The organism is Lutibacter maritimus (genome assembly GCF_900116115.1).
GTDB lineage: Bacteria > Bacteroidota > Bacteroidia > Flavobacteriales > Flavobacteriaceae > Lutibacter > Lutibacter maritimus.
The window spans coordinates 103,783-121,023 of the sequence record NZ_FOZP01000010.1 but is presented as its reverse complement, the minus strand read 5'-3'; the positions used below and the strand labels follow the sequence as shown (position 1 = coordinate 121,023).

Annotated in this window: 16 protein-coding genes; 4 read left to right on the top strand and 12 right to left on the bottom strand. The window is 29.6% G+C overall.

Going from position 1 to position 17,241, the window contains the following annotated elements:
* Nucleotides 1-150 precede the first annotated feature (150 nt).
* The 9 genes from BM335_RS14910 to BM335_RS14875 form a co-directional block, all read right to left on the bottom strand.
* A complete protein-coding gene (locus tag BM335_RS14910; RefSeq protein WP_090230385.1) occupies nt 151-681 on the bottom strand; it encodes a hypothetical protein in 531 nt (176 codons plus the stop codon).
* Nucleotides 682-840: 159 nt separating this feature from the next.
* Nucleotides 841-1,578 carry a leucine-rich repeat domain-containing protein gene (locus tag BM335_RS14905; RefSeq protein WP_090230377.1) on the bottom strand — a complete coding sequence of 246 codons (738 nt, stop codon included), beginning with the start codon at nt 1,576-1,578 and terminating at the stop codon, nt 841-843.
* A 193-nt stretch (nt 1,579-1,771) separates the two neighbouring features.
* Nucleotides 1,772-2,959, bottom strand: a complete 1,188-nt coding sequence (locus BM335_RS14900) for a tyrosine-type recombinase/integrase (RefSeq protein ID WP_090230374.1) — start codon at nt 2,957-2,959, stop codon at nt 1,772-1,774.
* A 108-nt stretch (nt 2,960-3,067) separates the two neighbouring features.
* Nucleotides 3,068-3,241, bottom strand: coding sequence for a hypothetical protein (locus BM335_RS15775; RefSeq protein WP_177219225.1), 174 nt, complete (start codon nt 3,239-3,241; stop codon nt 3,068-3,070).
* 10 nt (nt 3,242-3,251) lie between these two features.
* On the bottom strand, nt 3,252-3,464 hold the full coding sequence (locus BM335_RS14895) for a hypothetical protein (RefSeq protein ID WP_090230369.1): 213 nt from the start codon (nt 3,462-3,464) through the stop codon (nt 3,252-3,254).
* 118 nt (nt 3,465-3,582) lie between these two features.
* Entirely contained in the window at nt 3,583-4,062 is a 480-nt protein-coding gene (locus tag BM335_RS14890; RefSeq protein WP_245780685.1) for a glutathione peroxidase, read from the bottom strand.
* 112 nt (nt 4,063-4,174) lie between these two features.
* On the bottom strand, nt 4,175-4,858 hold the full coding sequence (locus BM335_RS14885) for an SDR family NAD(P)-dependent oxidoreductase (protein ID WP_090230362.1): 684 nt from the start codon (nt 4,856-4,858) through the stop codon (nt 4,175-4,177).
* Between the two features lie 13 nt (nt 4,859-4,871).
* Nucleotides 4,872-5,546: a GTP cyclohydrolase I FolE gene (gene folE, locus BM335_RS14880; protein ID WP_090230357.1), complete on the bottom strand. Its 675-nt coding sequence runs from the start codon at nt 5,544-5,546 to the stop codon at nt 4,872-4,874.
* Nucleotides 5,547-5,688: 142 nt separating this feature from the next.
* Nucleotides 5,689-6,570: a MerR family transcriptional regulator gene (locus BM335_RS14875; RefSeq protein WP_090230353.1), complete on the bottom strand. Its 882-nt coding sequence runs from the start codon at nt 6,568-6,570 to the stop codon at nt 5,689-5,691.
* A 168-nt stretch (nt 6,571-6,738) separates the two neighbouring features.
* Between BM335_RS14875 and BM335_RS15980 the strand changes: the two genes are divergently transcribed.
* From BM335_RS15980 to BM335_RS14855, 4 genes are all read left to right on the top strand, one after another.
* Nucleotides 6,739-8,103 (top strand): fasciclin domain-containing protein, encoded by a 1,365-nt coding sequence (locus BM335_RS15980; protein WP_090230349.1) that lies wholly within the window; start codon nt 6,739-6,741, stop codon nt 8,101-8,103.
* Nucleotides 8,104-8,204: 101 nt separating this feature from the next.
* Nucleotides 8,205-9,623, top strand: coding sequence for an SDR family oxidoreductase (locus BM335_RS14865; protein WP_090230344.1), 1,419 nt, complete (start codon nt 8,205-8,207; stop codon nt 9,621-9,623).
* On the top strand, nt 9,623-10,084 hold the full coding sequence (locus BM335_RS14860) for an SRPBCC family protein (protein ID WP_090230337.1): 462 nt from the start codon (nt 9,623-9,625) through the stop codon (nt 10,082-10,084). Before BM335_RS14865 ends, BM335_RS14860 begins: the two co-directional genes overlap by 1 nt.
* 280 nt (nt 10,085-10,364) lie before the next feature.
* Complete coding sequence (locus BM335_RS14855; RefSeq protein ID WP_090230334.1) at nt 10,365-12,572, top strand: transglycosylase domain-containing protein; 2,208 nt, start codon at nt 10,365-10,367, stop codon at nt 12,570-12,572.
* Between the two features lie 278 nt (nt 12,573-12,850).
* Here BM335_RS14855 and BM335_RS14850 read toward each other — a convergent pair whose 3' ends face one another.
* The 3 genes from BM335_RS14850 to BM335_RS14840 all read right to left on the bottom strand — a co-directional run bounded on the left by BM335_RS14850 (nt 12,851) and on the right by BM335_RS14840 (nt 17,076).
* A complete protein-coding gene (locus tag BM335_RS14850; RefSeq protein ID WP_090230331.1) occupies nt 12,851-13,819 on the bottom strand; it encodes a tRNA dihydrouridine synthase in 969 nt (322 codons plus the stop codon).
* Between the two features lie 186 nt (nt 13,820-14,005).
* Nucleotides 14,006-15,979, bottom strand: a complete 1,974-nt coding sequence (locus BM335_RS14845; RefSeq protein WP_090230327.1) for an ATP-binding response regulator — start codon at nt 15,977-15,979, stop codon at nt 14,006-14,008.
* Complete coding sequence (locus BM335_RS14840; RefSeq protein WP_090230322.1) at nt 15,973-17,076, bottom strand: FIST signal transduction protein; 1,104 nt, start codon at nt 17,074-17,076, stop codon at nt 15,973-15,975. The genes BM335_RS14845 and BM335_RS14840 overlap by 7 nt, the downstream gene beginning before the upstream one ends.
* Nucleotides 17,077-17,241: the final 165 nt, after the last annotated feature.

The window sequence follows — 17,241 nt, the reverse complement described above, 5'->3', positions numbered from 1 at the left end:
TCAGCTTGTGGGTAACGTGATTTTATATGATTTGTGCGACTGGAAAATCGGAGATTTTTCGGACGTAGCAAATCGTTTGTTGAATGTTTGTCAGTTTGTACTAGTTCAAATTTAAGCATAAATTATATGAGGTGTTAGCAACTGTTTTTTTTATTCAATTTTCATATCATAATCTTGTTTCGATTCATTATAGATTAAAGTGATATTTTCTGGATAGTTGTTTCCGAAATCAGTTAATATTTCAATAATCGTTTTCAAGTCAATTTTATATATCCATTTATTTTTTTCAAAGTCGGAACACATTATTACATTATTCCATTTTTTATTTTCTCTGAAAGCAAATATTGTCAAACTGTGTATTAACTGATTACAAATAAAATTAATGTTTTTTTCTTTAATCTCAAATTTTTCAAGTTTGTATAATTCATCAAATTCAAATGAATTTAATTCTGTCAACTTTATTGAATTTTTAGGATATGCTTTTATTTTATATTTTTTTTGCCTGAGGCTGTCAGATATTCTTTTGGTTTCAATTAGTTTTCTTATTATAAAGAAGTTTATAATTAAATCTTTTTCAAATATTACTTGGGATTTTTCACTCCATCTTTTAATCTCTTTCTGATTTTTCAATGATTTGGCATAATCAAGAAGTTCTTTTTTCCAATATCTTGATTCAATCATAGTGTTCGGATTTTATAGTTGCTAACGTGTTTGGCTATGGTTTCGTTGCGTGAAAATCAGCTATGATTTTCCGCCATAAACCGAAGATAGCAAATTTGCGAGGACTTTCCGCGAGGAAAGTCAGAAGCAATGAACTATAGCCGGTGTTGGCTGTAGTTTTTATTTTTTTAAGTTTCCGTATTTCAGATTTTTAAAGTTCTTTCTCAATTCTTTTTTGTCGTATTTTTTATAAAGATGGTCAGGAATCCACAACTTTTCAAGATTCTTTAATTTCAAGATTGGTTCAATTTTTTTTTCTTTTAAACTAACATCTAACCCTAAAACTCTTAAATTTATTAATTGACTTAGAAACTCTAGGTTTTCAAATTTTATTCTTGGACCATCAATAGAAGAAACAATATTTAGACTTTGCAGTTCCTTTAATTTTTCTATTTTATTTAAATCAGAGCAGTTTTGGAAATTTTCTAATTCAAGTGTTACCAAATTATTCAATTTATAAATTCCATCTATTGACTTTATTCTTGGGTTACTTCCAAAATATAAATGTTTAAGATTTTCTAATTTCGAAATACTATTAAGAGATTCTACTTTTCCCCACTTTATATAAAGTCCTTCTAAATTTTTCATATCGCAAATCGCCTCAAAGAATTCTTGGTCAATTTGGTGAGTTGTCATTAAGTATTTTACATTGTCTAATTTAGGAAGTGTTTCTGCCCAAACTCGTCTTAATTCTCGTTTTTTGGATGCAGATAAATTCCGAACTTCTTGATTTAACGTTGAAACTTCAACAATTAATCTTTCAGTGTCATAAATTTCGGTATCCTCAATTCTCATTGGGTTTGACCAAAATCCATCGTTAAATCTCCAAAATCCTATTTCAATGTCTTTTCTCGTCATTTTTCAAATTACAGCCAACTTGTTATATCCAAACAATATTAACTGTTTATTATTACTATTTTCCGGATAAACGTATGTTTTATGTTTGTTTTTGGGTTTGCAATTTGTTTTATATTCAAATATAATAAAAATAGGTTTTCGTTTTTTATTTTTTAATAAAATATTTAATCAAATACCATTAAAAATGGTAATTTTAATAATTTCCAGATAGCCTTGGTAAGTCTGTTGTTTTGTTTTGATCTACCATTCCTTTTAAAGCTAAATCTAACGGACTTTCTATTTTTAATAAATCTTTTTTACTTACGTGTGTGTAAATCATGGTGGTTTCTGGTTTGGCATGTCCTAATAATTCTTGAATATAACGTAAATCAATGCCGTTTTCTAATAAATGTGTAGCATAACTGTGGCGCAAGGTATGTGGTGTAACTCGCTTCGTAATATTTGCGTTAATACACGATTTTCGTAAAAATGATCGGATGCTTTCGGCACTATATTTCTCATCATCAACACCTTCTACAAAATATTTCTTCGGATTGTAACTATTTATGTAATTTAATAATAATGGTATAAAGCTTTCTGCTAATATTACAATTCTGTCTCTGCGGCCTTTGCTATTTTTTACAATAATTTGTCGTCTGTCAATATCTATATGATGTAATTCTAAATTTAATAATTCACTAATCCGCAAGCCAGCAGAGTAAATCATTGCTAAAATGGCACGGTGTTTTAAGTTTTTAGTACATCGTAATAAATCTATAATTTGTTCTTTAGATAAAACGGTAGGCAATATTTTGCTTTTTTTTGGTCGTGTTAATTTCACTTCTTCAATTTGGCATTCTGGGTAAAATGCTTTAAATAATTTTATAGCACTAATTAATTGTCGTTGACTGCTAATGCTCATTTTTCTAGGTACAAAAACATCTTCAATAAATAATTCTACATCTCTATTATTAAGTTCAACAATAGGTTTATCTTTTATATAATGAAAAAAATCTGCTATAAAGGTAAAATAGGTTTTAACTGTACTTTCGCTATAGCGTTTTCCTTGTAAATACTTTGTATACAGTCTAATTATGTTTTTGTTAGCGTCGGTAATCACTCTTTTTTCTCTTGGAATTTTAAGTGTAATTGGTTTATAAATGCTTGCATCTATAGTAAAAGTAACCTTGTTTTTTAATGTGTCTTTTAAAATGGTTAAATTTTCTGCAGAAAATTCAGTGTACCAACCGCGTAATGTTTTACTCCATGTATAGCCTTTAATATTTTTAATGGAGGTTATTAGTAATGGATGATACTTAAAAACAAGCAATAATTGTAGTTGACCACGATGTACTACTTTTTTTAATAAAATGGTAGGTAATGTTTCTGATAAATTTTTCATAGCATTTCAAAAATACTAAAAAATAAAGATTTATCAAAAGAAATAAAAACGTTATTGGTGTATTAGATTTAAAGTAAGTTTTTCAATGTTCAAAACAACAGAGGCAAATCACTTTTCAATTTTTAGTTTCCCATTAAAGTTGGTAGGATATAAATTAATCCCTTTTTTTTCTGCAGCTTTTAAAATAAACGGAATTAGTAAGGTTGCTCCGGGAATTAACATAAACGGAACGCCAATACCCAATTTTTTTAAAATATCGTACACACGTGTTTTTAAGTGCAATTCTTCTTCTTTAAGATAGTTGTTGTTTAGCGATATAGTGAATTAAAATACGGCGTGTTTCCTTAGAATCTGAAGCTTCATTTTTAATACCATCCATAAAAAAATCGAAAGCTTTTACAGTTTTATCTTTGTTGTTTCTAATAATTTGAACAAAATCTTTTTTGCCATTATTTTCAAAAATAGATAAATCTAATTTTAAAATCTTCTTTTTTTCTTCTTCCATGTATCAGCTAAAATATTTGGCAAATATAGCTTATAAAATAAATGTTGCTGAAAAATAATTTTAATGAAATGATTAACTTTTAGTTACTTTTTATAGTTTAAAAATAACTATATATTATTTATATTTTTGATGTAATTTCAGTAGCTAAAGGATTGGTAATGCTGTAATAAAAGTCTATAAAATTACCTTGTTCATCAACTAAATATTTTTGAAAATTCCATTTTACAGTAGAACTTTTGCTACCATTTAAATCTTTGTTAGTTAACCAAGCGTATAAAGAGTGTTGATTTGCGCCTTTTACATCAATTTTTTCAGTAATTAAAAATTCAACACCGTAATTTTTAGAACAAAAATCTTGAATTTCCGAAGCGCTTCCAGGTTCTTGTTCGCCAAATTGATTACAAGGTAGCCCTATAACCACTAATTTTTCGCCATAGGTTTTGTGCAATTCTTGTAAATCTTTGTATTGAGGTGTAAATCCACATTCCGAGGCAACGTTTACAAACAATATTTTTTTGCCTTTATAATCGGCTAAATTTATAGGATCACCGTTTAAATTATTAATAGCAATAGTGTAAATAGGCGTTTTTGGTTGCATAATAGTTTGTTTAAGGTTTGTAGCTTCTTTTTTTTCTTGCGCATTGTTTTTACAAGATATTGTTAAAAGGCATAGAAAACTAAAGTATATTATTTTTTTCATGGTGTTGTTTTTACGAAGTTATAGAAACTAATCCTGCATCAATTTTATGAATTTGTCCTGTAATAGCCAAAGATTTTTCTGAAATTAAAAAATCAGCGAGTTTAGCAACATCATCTGCAGCTAAATATTTCTTTAGCGGATGTTTGTTATTTATAGTATCTTTAATGGCATCAGTTCTTAATATTTTTGAAGCCAAAGGTGTTTCGGTAATGGTAGGCGCAATCGCATTTACCCGAATGTTAGGTGCTAATTCTGCAGCCAATGATTTTGTTAAACCTTCCACAGCACCTTTTGAGGCTGCAACACTTGCATGATAAGGCATTCCTAAAGTTGTAGCAACCGAACTAAATAATAATATTGTACCTTTTTCCGATTTTTTTAAAACTTTCAAATACTGCTTTATCACTTTTACTGCGCCTAATACATTAATTTTAAAATCAGTTTCAAAGTCGGTTTCGGTTAAGCTGTTTATGGGTTTTAAGTTAATACTTCCCGGACAATAAATTAAAGCATCCATAGTTTCAATTTCTGGCAATACATCGTTTAAAACATCACAGGTTATGTGTGTTAAGTTACTATGTTTTAATGCAGGTTCAGTTCTGCTAATATTTATAATATGATGATTTGCTATAGTTTCTTTCACAATAGCTTTGCCAATACCATAACTTCCGCCTATAATTACAATAGTTTTCATAGTAACTAATTTTTTATTGTAAATAATTTTGAAGTTCGGCTATTTTTTGTTGATTGTTAAATGCACCGCCATAAAAAGTGGTCACTGTAGCAGATGTATCATCTTTTATACCGCGTGAAGCCACACATAAATGTTTGGCATCAACTATTACAGCCACATCATCAGTTTGTAAAATCTCTTGCAATTCCTTTCCAATTTGCATAGTCATACGTTCTTGTACTTGTGGTCTTAGCGCAAAATATTGCACAATTCTGTTTAGTTTTGATAAGCCTATAACTTTCCCAGATGAAATGTAAGCAATGTGTACTTTCCCAAAAATTGGTACAAAATGGTGTTCGCAATTTGAATAAAACGTAATATTTTTTTCAACCAACATTTGGTTGTATTGGTATTTATTGTCAAACAACGCAATTTTTGGTTTATTTTTTGGGTTTAAGCCAGCAAAAATCTCATCAACATACATTTTTGCAACGCGATCTGGAGTTCCTTTTAAAGAATCATCGGTTAAATCCAATCCAAGCACATCCATAATTTCTCTAAATAAATAGGAGATAGTTTCTTTCTTTTCTGTGTCAGAAAGTTTGTGTGCATTCTTTTTCATTGGAGTTTCTAAGGTTGTATATAAATGGTTGTCTCCAATTTCATCAATGGTAATTAAGTCAAAATTGTTAGTAGTAGTAGTTTTCATGAGTATAAATTTTAAATGTCTAATAAAATGTTAAACAAAGTTAAACAAAAAAATAGAAAACACAAAAAAACTTTCATCTATTCCGTAATTTTAATAAAAATTTTAGTTTTAGATGAAAGTTAATAAGGTGTAAAACGGCTATTTAAGAAGGAAAATTCTTTAAAAAATTGATGAAGGCTTCTGGTGAAGGTAGATACTGAAAGTTTGTTTTATCTTTAATTATATCAGTAAAGTTTGGGTTGCCAGAATACAAAATTGTGGTATTTGTTTTTGTTGAAATAAAGTCTAATTTTTCAATAAAATTGTCAGATCTAGGCGTGGTAAGCATTGTTAATAAAACAGAAGCTTTTGTTTGTAATACAACATCGTTCATATTTTCTGAAGGCATTCGTTGTCCTAAATAAACAACACTCCAACCTAAATCTTTTGCTATATAACTAGAGAGTAGTAGGCCTAACTCGTGATCTTCTCCTTCTAATAAAAACAATACTATTGTAGGAGAGTTTTGTAGTGGAAGCGGAAGTGAATCAATAGCTGCAATAATTTTTTGTCGAATTAAATTCGAGATAAAATGTTCTTGTGGAGGTGATACTTTGTTGGTGCCCCACAATACGCCCACCTGATTTAAAAATGGATAAATAAGTTCGCTTATAGTATTTAAAATACCTTTTCTTAATACGTTTTTATGAAATATTTTTTCAAATGCTTCTTCATTATATTCCAACATACTAGCTGTTAATAAATGAATATCATCATTGTTGTTTCCAGGGTTATTTAATTGTATATCAGCAACAAGTTTGTGAATTTCATCAAAACTCATGTTGTTAATTTTAGAAATCCGATAGCCGTTTCTTGTTAATATGGCAACATTTAATAATGTTTTTAGTTGCTCACCAGAGTAATATCTAATATTTGTATCGGTTCTGTGTGCTTTCATAAAATCATAGCGTCGTTCCCAAATACGTAAGGTGTGTGCGTTTATACCCGTAAGAGTTTCAACTTGTGTCATTGAATAGGTTTCCATGTATAAGTTTTAGCGTGTAATTTGTTAAACAAATGTGATTTATTTTCTGCAAATATCCTAAAATATTCTTAAAATTCAACAAATGTCTAACAAAAAAATAAAAAAACTTGCACAAAATAAAAAATAAATTATATATTTGTCCAACTATTAACTAAAAAATATTAGACAATGAAAAAATTTAAGTACATTTCAGTTTTACTGCTAGCGGTTACATTCGTATTTACATCATGTAATGATGATAATGATAATGAGCCTATTGGCGTAATCACACAAACAAAAAATATTGTAGAAATTGCACAAGCAAACGGATTTACTTCGTTAGCAGCAGCATTAACCAAAGCCAACTTAGTAGATGCTTTGCAAGCTTCGGGAAATTTTACAGTATTTGCTCCAACCAACGCAGCTTTTGATAATTTATTAGCAGCTATCGGTCAAACAAGTATAGATGATGTTCCAGCATCGGTATTAGAAAAAATACTATTGTACCATGTAGTACAAGGCGAAGTAATGTCTGGTGATGTTACCGCAGGAAATGTTTCAACTTTAGCGGGTGAAGATATTATGCTAACTACAGATGGTGGTATAAAAGTAAACTCAGCAACGGTTATAACACCTTTTGATGTGGTAGCAACTAACGGAGTAATACATACTATTAACGAAGTTTTAGTGCCGCCAACAATTGCACCTTTTGTAAATTCTGTATTAGAACCAGCTTATTTTAGCGAAAGTTTTACCACTTTAATTGCAGCAGCAGCAAAAGCTAATGTGGTGGATGCATTATTAACCACACCAAATTTAACCATTTTTGCGCCAACAAATGCTGCTTTTGAAGCATCAGGGTTAGATTTAAATGCGTTAAGTGCTGAAACTATTGCCAGTGTTTTAACATACCACGTTGTTGGTGCTAAAGTATTAAGCAGTGGAATTCCAAGAGATGCAGCTACTTTAAATGGTGCAAAGTTATGGTTTTCATTAGTAGATTCTGGAAACTTTATAAATGGTGATACAGAAATTGTAGCGGTTGATATAGAATCTGGATCAGGAGTTGTGCATGTAATAGATAAAGTTTTATTACCTCCAACAGGTAATTTAGTTGAAACAGCAGTTGCATTAACAGCTTCAGGTGAATTTACCTCGTTAGTTGCAGCCTTAACACGTACTGCTAATGAAGGTACTGCAGCACAAAATTTAATTAATGTATTAAGTGGTGATGGCTCATTTACAGTTTTTGCACCAACAAATGCTGCTTTTCAAGCATTATTAGATAGCAATCCAGCTTGGAATAGTTTAAGTGATATTCCATTAGACACGTTAATTGCAGTGTTAACATATCATGTAGTTCCGGCAAAAGCTTTTGATAAAGATGTGGCTGGTGCTGTAGATGCTAACAATATGTTACCAACAGCCAATGGTGCAAAATTAACCTTCGATTTAACAAATTTTAAAATTAATACAAATACATCAATCATCGGTGTAAATACAAATGCTTCAAATGGCGTAATTCACGTAATTGATAAAGTTCTTTTACCTTAATTTAATAAATGAAGTTTTGTAGTTAATTGTGGAACAGGGAAAAGCACTAGTTGTTTTTCCTTGTTTTTATTAAAATGCGTATCTTACCAATAAAAATAAATATGAAAATTCTATTAACAGGCGCAACTGGCTATATTGGCAAAAGATTAATTCCTTTATTGTTAAATAAAGGACATCATGTGGTGTGCTGTGTACGTGATAAAAATAGATTTTCAACCACTCAATTTAATTCAGAAAATATATCAGTTGTTGAAGTAGATTTTTTAAATGCAAAAACTTTAAAAAATATTCCTGAAGATATCAATGCTGCTTATTATTTAATTCATTCAATGGCAGCTTCAGAAGATGATTTCGAAAAATTAGAAACCATTTCAGCTACTAATTTTAAAAACTATATGCCTTTAACTTCGGTAAAACAAGTAATTTACTTAAGTGGTATTGTAAATGAAGAAGAATTATCTAAACATTTAAGTTCACGTAAAAATGTTGAAACTATTTTAGCTACAGGTAAGTTTCAATTAACAACATTAAAAGCAGGAATTATAGTGGGTTCTGGTAGTGGCTCTTTTGAAATTATTAGAGATTTGGTAGAAAAATTACCATTTATGATTACTCCTAAATGGTTACATACCAAATCACAACCCATAGCAATACGGAATGTGCTCGATTTTTTAATAGGTGTTTTAGGATACGAATATGCATATTCTAAAAGTTTTGATATAGGAAGTGAAGAAATTTTAACCTACAAGCAAATGCTTCTGCAGTTTGCTGAAGTTAGAAAACTAAAAAGAACCATTATTTGTTTACCAATTATGACACCTAAACTCTCGTCGTATTGGTTATATTTTGTAACATCAACCAGTTATAAACTGGCTAGTCATTTGGTAGACAGTATGAAAGTTGAAGTCATTTGTAGTAAAAATGATTTGGCGAAACGTTTAGGAATTAAATTATTAACCTATAAAGAAGCGGTAGAATTAGCTTTTGAAAAAATTGATGAACAAAGTGTGGCATCCAGTTGGACAGATGCACAATCAAGTAAAAAATTATTAAAGGGTGTTTCAAAATTAATAGAAGTGCCGGTTTATGGCTGTTTTAAAGATAGTAGAATAGCAAAAGTGAAAGATGAAGAAAAAACACTTTTTAGAATTTGGTCTATTGGTGGTGAAACAGGTTGGTATTATGGTAATGTATTGTGGGGAATAAGAGGTTTTATTGATAAACTTTTTGGTGGAGCAGGTTTAAAACGTGGCAGAAAAAATGCAACAGATATACATGTAGGTGATTCGTTAGATTTTTGGCGCGTATTAGATGCAAACAAAAAAACAAAACGATTGTTGTTATATGCAGAAATGAAATTGCCAGGTGAAGCTTGGCTAGAATTTAAAATTATAAATAATCAGTTACATCAAACAGCAACTTTTAGACCTTTAGGTGTTTTAGGTAGGCTGTATTGGTATAGCGTGTTGCCATTTCACGCATTTATATTTAATGGTATGATTAAAAGATTAACAAATTAATGAGCTATTTTCAGTTTAAAAGTCAGCAAAAAATAAACGCAACAATGCAAGAAGTTTGGCAGTTTATTTCATCTCCAAATAATTTAAAAGTAATTACTCCGCCATATATGGGTTTTCAAGTGGTAACCAAAGGATTGACTGAAACAATGTATCCAGGAATGATTATTGGCTATAAAGTTAGTCCGTTAGCAGGAATAAAATTAAACTGGCTTACAGAAATTACACATGTGCAAGAAGGTGTTTATTTTGTAGACGAACAACGTGTTGGACCTTATGCAATATGGCATCATCAACATAAAATTGAACCTTTTGAAAACGGCGTATTAATGACAGATATTGTTACCTATAAACCGCCATTTGGTTGGTTTGGGAACTTGTTAAATACATGGGTGATTAAAAATAAATTAGCTGAAATTTTTGCTTTCAGAACAAAAAAGATAAACGAACTATTTAATAGTTAAATTCTTAAGTATAAAAATCATTATTACTAGTATTTTTTAAATACTAGTATTGCCACTTCAAGCACAATCGAGTATTTTCAGGGCAAATGCAGTCGAATATTGTCACTTCTAGCGCAGTTGAGAAGTCAATTTAAGATATAAAAGCAAGGTCTCGAATGCACTTGCCCTAACAATACGCTTGAACTTGCGTTATAAAAACTACACCCAAAAGGTTATTTTATTCTTTTTCCATAGAATTTTAAATAATATATTGCGTTACTGTAATTAGAAAATCTAATTTATGATTGAAAAAGAGGACGTAAAACGTTTTATTGAAAAGGGCGTTAAATATATTGCAATAGCACTTGTTACTGTTTCTTGTTTTATAGCGCTTTTTTTTATATTAGTATATACAGGTGTTTTTGGTAAACTACCAAATAAGCAACAATTACAATCTATAAGTACCAATCAGGCTTCCTTAGTTTTTTCTTCAGATAAGATTTTGATAGGTAAATTTTTTGAAAAGAACCGTACCAATATTTCTTGGCAAGAATTGCCAGAGCACGTTAAAAATGCTTTAATTGCTACAGAAGATAAACGCTTTTTTCAGCATAATGGCGTAGATACACAAAGTTATTTACGCGTTTTTATCAAAAGTATTTTATTGCAAAAATCGAGTGGTGGAGGCAGTACTATAACACAGCAATTGGTTAAAAATTTATATGGACGTGATGCGTACGGAATATTAAGTATGCCAGTAAATAAAACAAAAGAAATTATTATTGCTTCACGTTTAGAAACCATTTATAGTAAAGAAGAATTGCTGTTGCTATATTTAAATTCAGTGCCATTTGGTGAAAATGTTTTTGGAATTGAAGCGGCAGCAAATAGATATTTTAATACAACAACTAATAAATTAACAATTCAGGAGGCTGCGGTTTTAATAGGTTTATTAAAAGCTACAACCAATTTTAGTCCTCGATTGTATCCTGAAAAATCTATAAAAAGAAGAAATTTAGTATTACATTTAATGGGTAATGAAGGCTATTTATCTAAAAAACAAGTTGATAGTATTGTAAAGTTGCCTTTAAAATTAAAATATGAAAATTTTGAAGTCTTTGCACCGGCAGGATATTTTGTATATCAGGTAGAAAAGCAAAGTGCTGAAATTTTAAAGAAAGTTGAAGCTAGTACTGGCAAAACCTATCATTTAGAACAAGACGGACTTAAAATTTACACCACCTTAAATATGGAAATTCAAAAATATGCTTTGGCTGCTGTAAAAAATCATTTAAAAAAAATGCAGCCAAAGTTAGATGATGAATTATCTAGCACTAATTTTAGAAAAAAATGGTATCAAAATCAAGAGAAAAGAGAAAATTTTAACGAAAACGATCTAACAAAACGAAATGTAGAAATTTATGATATTGAAGGTGTTAACATAAAAAATATAAGCAAATTAGATAGTTTGTGGCATTATTATAAAATGTTACACGCAGCGGTTTTAATTACCAATCCTAAAAATGGTGCGGTTTTGGGTTATGTAGGTGGAAATAATTATAGCGTTTTACCCTTTAATTTGGTACAATCGCATCGACAAATAGCATCTACTTTTAAACCCATTTTATATGCAACTGCTTTAGAAAATGGATTTGAACCAACCTTGTATTTAGAAAACGAAGAAAAAGAATACCCGGAATATGAAAACTGGAAACCGCAAAACTTTGATCATCAATCTACACCTGATCAGAAAGTTGCTTTTTGGTATGCATTGGCAAATTCTATGAATATACCTACTGTTGATTTGTATTTTAATTTAGGTGGTGAAAAGTTATTAAACACTACAAAAAAATTAGGATTTACAACTTTCCCTACTAATCAACCATCAGTAGCTTTAGGAACATTAGATGTTTCATTAGAAGAAATTGTAAAAGCATACGGTACGTTTGCTAATAAAGGCGATTTAAATGAGTTGCTACTAATTGAAAAAATAACCGATAAAAATGGGGTTGTTTTATATGAAAATGAAGCCGTAAAACCACAACCTGTTTTTAGTGAAAATACTTCAGCAACAATTACTGCAATTTTACAAAAAGCCATTAATGAAGGAACAGGAACTAAAATTAGAAATCAATTTAAATTAAAAGCGGCTTTAGCTGGTAAAACAGGAACTGCCCAAAATTATTCCAATGCTTGGTTTGTAGCGTATACACCTAATTTAGTGGTAGGAACTTGGGTTGGAGCATCAACTCCAAATGTGCATTTTTATAGCGGAAATGGGGCAGGAGCTTCTTTAGCGTTGCCAATTGCTGGTGAAATTCTTAAAAAAATTGAAGGAAATACTACTTTAAATACATCGTATTTTGTGCCATTTCAAATTTCTGATGATGTTTATAACGCTATTACAACAGAGTCTTATCAGGAAAAAGGAATTGATGGATTTTTTAAACGATTGTTTAATTTTAAAAGAAATAAAGATAAAGCTGAGAGGAGAACTAGAAGAAATTAGTTTGCTTTTTATGAATTGTTATTCTGAATTTATTTAGCTGCGCTGAATCTTCAATTTTCAACATCTCATCAAATCAAGAATCAACTACTGTGCAAACCTGAAACAGGTTTAGGTTGACGTAATTTTTTGTCAGTTCGAGTGATTTTCAATAGGAAATCGTATCGAGAATAGAAAAATTATTGAATTTGGTTTTCAAAACATTTATTATTTCTTTTTACTTCATAAAAAATACTCGAACAGGCGTTCTGAATACCTGAAACACAGTTGTTATTTTAACCCTAACTTTTTCTAAAAATCAAATCTTTTTCAGTAGTAAAAATTTCGTTTACAGCAAGTTGATAGTTTTTAAAACTTTTTGCTTTCTTAATTTTTTTAAAAGTTTTTTGTGGATTGTTAAATAAGCCTGCAAAATATTCCCAAATACTCGACATTTTTAGTAATAAATGTTGATCACCAGATAACGACTCGCGGTATTGATCCAGTAATATTTGATGAAATTCTTGAAGTAACTCCAATTTATTTTCAGGATATGCAGTTGTATTATTTTTAATCATACTTGGTAAAAAAGGATCTGCAATTAAACCTCTACCAATCATCCAATGATCTACGCTCGGAAAACGTTGTTGCATTTTTTTAAAACTAGCAACCGATGTAATATCACCATTATAATAAATAGGATGTTTGGTGTTTTTTAAACACGTTTCAAAAGCATCTAAATTTACACCTCCTTTATACAGTTGTTTTCCAATGCGTGCGTGAATGGCTATATTTTTTAATGGAAACGTATCTAAAATAGGAAAAACCTCTAAAATTTCTTCAGGATGTTCATAACCCATTCGCATTTTCATAGATACCAATATATCTGATTCATTGTGAACTTTGGTTAAAATATCCTTTATTTTAGGAGCATCACAAATTAACCCAGCACCTAAACCTCGTTTGGTTACCATTGGATACGGACAACCTAAATTCCAATTTAATTCTTTATAACCCAATTGCTGAACAAAGTTGGCAACAAATAAAAATTCGTTGGCATCATTGGTCATAATTTGTGGAATCAATGCTATAGCCGTATTATTTTCAGGTAATAAATCGAGCTGGTATGATTTTTTAATAGCTAAAGTGCCATTTAATTTTATGTATGGTGCATAAAATGTATCAATACCACCAAACAATTTATGAAAGGCATTTCTAAACTTATAATCTGTAAATCCTTGTAAAGGAGATGATAACAGTGTGTAACTCATATTTTTATTAAATGTGCAAATATACTATCTTAAAGTTAAGATGGCGTTAAATTTCATGTGCTTTTATTGGAGTGTTTTTTTTGATACAACAATTCATTGTCAATTTGAGCGAAGTTGAGAATCTGCGTAGTTTTTCTTTATTGAGTAATAATATCACAATGGCATAATGTATCACTTGCCGTAGTTTTAACTAAAATAATTGTCAATTAACTCAAACAATTCTTCTTTGTTTATAGGTTTAGAAATATAATTATTACAACCAGCTTTTAAAGCTTTTTCTCTGTCGCCTTCTAAACTATAAGCTGTTTGCGCAATAATAATCACATTTTTATTAAACTTTCTTATGTGTTTAGTGGCGCTAAAACCATTTAAAAATGGCATTTTAATATCCATTAAAATTAAATCAATATCTGTATTTTTTTTGCAAATTTCAACAGCTTCCAGCCCGTTACTGGCGGTTAAAATATTTTTTGTAACTGGGTTTAAAATAGTGGTAACTAAAAGTTTTGACGTTTCGTCATCTTCAACAATTAAAGTTTTTATATGTAGCTTTTTACTGTGGATTTTATTTTTTGTATCAACAATTAAATTTGTGTTATTAGTATTTGAAATATAAGGAAGTGTAACATAAAATGTTGAACCAGTTTTGGTAGAACTTTCTATCCAAATTTTTCCTTTTAACATTGATACATATGCTTTGCAAATTGACAATCCTAAACCTGCGCCTTGTAAAGCATTTGTGTCATCAATATCGGCTTGTATAAAACGTTCAAAAATTGCTTTTTGTCTGTTTTTTGGAACACCAATTCCAGTATCTTTTACATAAAATTCGATGCTTTGTGTGGGTGAATCTTGTATTAACTGATACCCAAATTCAATAGTACCAGAATTTGTGTATTTAATGGCGTTTTTAATAAGGTTTAATAAAATTGCATATAATTTTTCGCGATCAGTTTTTAGAATTGCTAGATTATTATTCAGTCCTTTTTTATAATTTAATTCAATTCCTTTGGCAGTAGCTTCAGGTTTAAAAAAAGTGTACAAATAATCTAACTGCTCATTAATATTTACATCAACCAATAAGGTTTTCATGAGGTTTGCTTCAATTTTTGAAATATCAACAATATTGTTGATTAAATTTAAAAGACGTTCGCCGCTTTTTTCAATAATTTCAACAAACTTTTGTTGTTTTTCAATAGGTAAGTTCGGTGCTTTTAAAAGCTCTGTAAATCCTAAAATACCATTCATTGGAGTTCTAATTTCGTGACTCATGTTTGCTAAAAATGCCGATTTTAAGCGTTCGCTATTTTCCGCATTTTCTTTTGCTTTTATCAATTGTTTTTCAACTTTTTTTCTTTGGGTAATATCAAAAGCCGAAATAATTCCACATTCTAAACCATCCCATTCAATTATACCAGTTTTTACATCTATCCATTTTTCTTTCTTATTTTTTTTAAGAATAGAAATTTCGTAATCAAATTTTTTGTTGTTTTTATGTGGGTTATTAGGATTGTTTTCAATAATAAAATCTACAAATTTTGGCTGGACCAAATCGCGAACTTGCATTTCAAGTAATTCATTATTTGAGTAACCTGTTAATTTTGATGCAGCAGGATTTGCATAGATTATATTTTTTTTATGATATATTAGAATACTTGCTGCAGTTGATTTTGAAAGGGTTTGTAAGTTTTTTTCACTAATGCGTAATGAATTTTCTGCTTTTTTACGTTGTGATATTTCATGCGTTATGTTTAAATTTTTACCTAAATGGTTAATTATGGGTTTTAGTTCATGTAATAAAGTAATATCAAAAGGTTTTTTCCTACCTAAAATAAGATAGCCAAAATTGCTTAATTGATAGCTATAATAATTATTAGCGTTTATTTTTAAAAGTTCACAAGGCGAATCATTCTCTTGAAATTTTTTTATTAATGAACTTTTAAGGTGTTGCCATTCTTCTGATTTTTTTGCAACAAAAGGAATTAAAATAGATTCCTCTAATTCATTTTCGTTAAATTTAAGTACAGCAGCCAAAAAACAATTTAATTTTCTTAGATATAGTGGAATGATTTTTTTTAGCAACGCAGCTTCATTCATTTCTCCTGTTGAATTAATTGCCAATTCAAACAATATTTCTGTTTGTATATTTCTAGCTACCATATAGCAGTTACTATTGTTTTATTATATATTTCTAAAATTGAATCGGAATTGGCAATTTCGCCAATAGAAAATATTCCTGAAGCTTTGGTGTGTTGGCTCACAATATTTAGTTCATCTTGTAAATGATTGTTTAAATACAATACTCTTGAAATACAATCTATACAAAAAACCGTTTCATGATTTTTGTGAGTATGGTTTTTTATGGATTTATTTATAGCGCTTTTAGCTCCGTTAAGTAATGATTTGATGTTGCCATTCAGTATTTCAACATAGGAACCTTCTTCAATTTGGTCAATAAAATGAATATTGTTATCAGTAGTTTTAAAAGGATCGCGAACTACTTTTTCTCCATCTATTTTTGAAATACCAAAAGGGTATGATTTTGCGATTTCAAAAAAGTTATTGTTGGTAAATTGCATTCCAGAATGTGGTTCTACAATTTCTTTATACACTTCAAAAGCAGGTTTCCAATTAATGCTTTTTATTTCATTTTTTGTGCATTCGGTAACCTTTAAAGGTGCTGAAATTGAATTCCATCCGTGTGCTGCGCCTAAATTAATATGTTTTTTTGCCCAACCAATTACAGCAGCATTTTTATGCACTCCATTATTATTTATAATACAAGGAAATTGGTTGAATTTTAATGAACCTGCGCCACCTCCAATATATGTTGGGTTTATGCCAAAAAAATTAAACAACGTTTCTGTTAAAATTTCTTTACCGCTACTAAAAGCATCCATAAATACAAACAAGCAACTATCTGGGTCCGTAGATTGTTGTTGCACGGTTTCTAGTTGTGAAAATAACGCTTCGGAAGTGAAAGATAAATCTATTAATTGTGTTGTTAGCTTAAAGTTTAAAGGCATAAGTAAAACACCTTTGTTTTTTCGTTCTCCATTAAAAATAAGTTCAGGAAAAATACCACCAATAATTGGTTTCGAACTATTTTTTAATAGTGCAGAAATTAGAGTGCTTTCATAAGCATCTTTTTCGGCCATGAAAAATAATAAGGACTGTATTGATGTGTCATTTTCAATAGTTGATAACTCGGCAGCTAATGAAGTACTATTATTAGGGGTTACATATTTTTCGTTCATGATTAAGGAAAGGAAAGCAATTTTATAAAACAAGTTATAAAGTTAAAAAAAATATAGGTATAAATTATTGCAAAACGTGCTATTTTTAAATTGTATTTGTTTTTATATTGCTTCTTTTTAGTTTGTTTAAAAAGACTATTATTTTTTTACGTGAAGGCAACTATG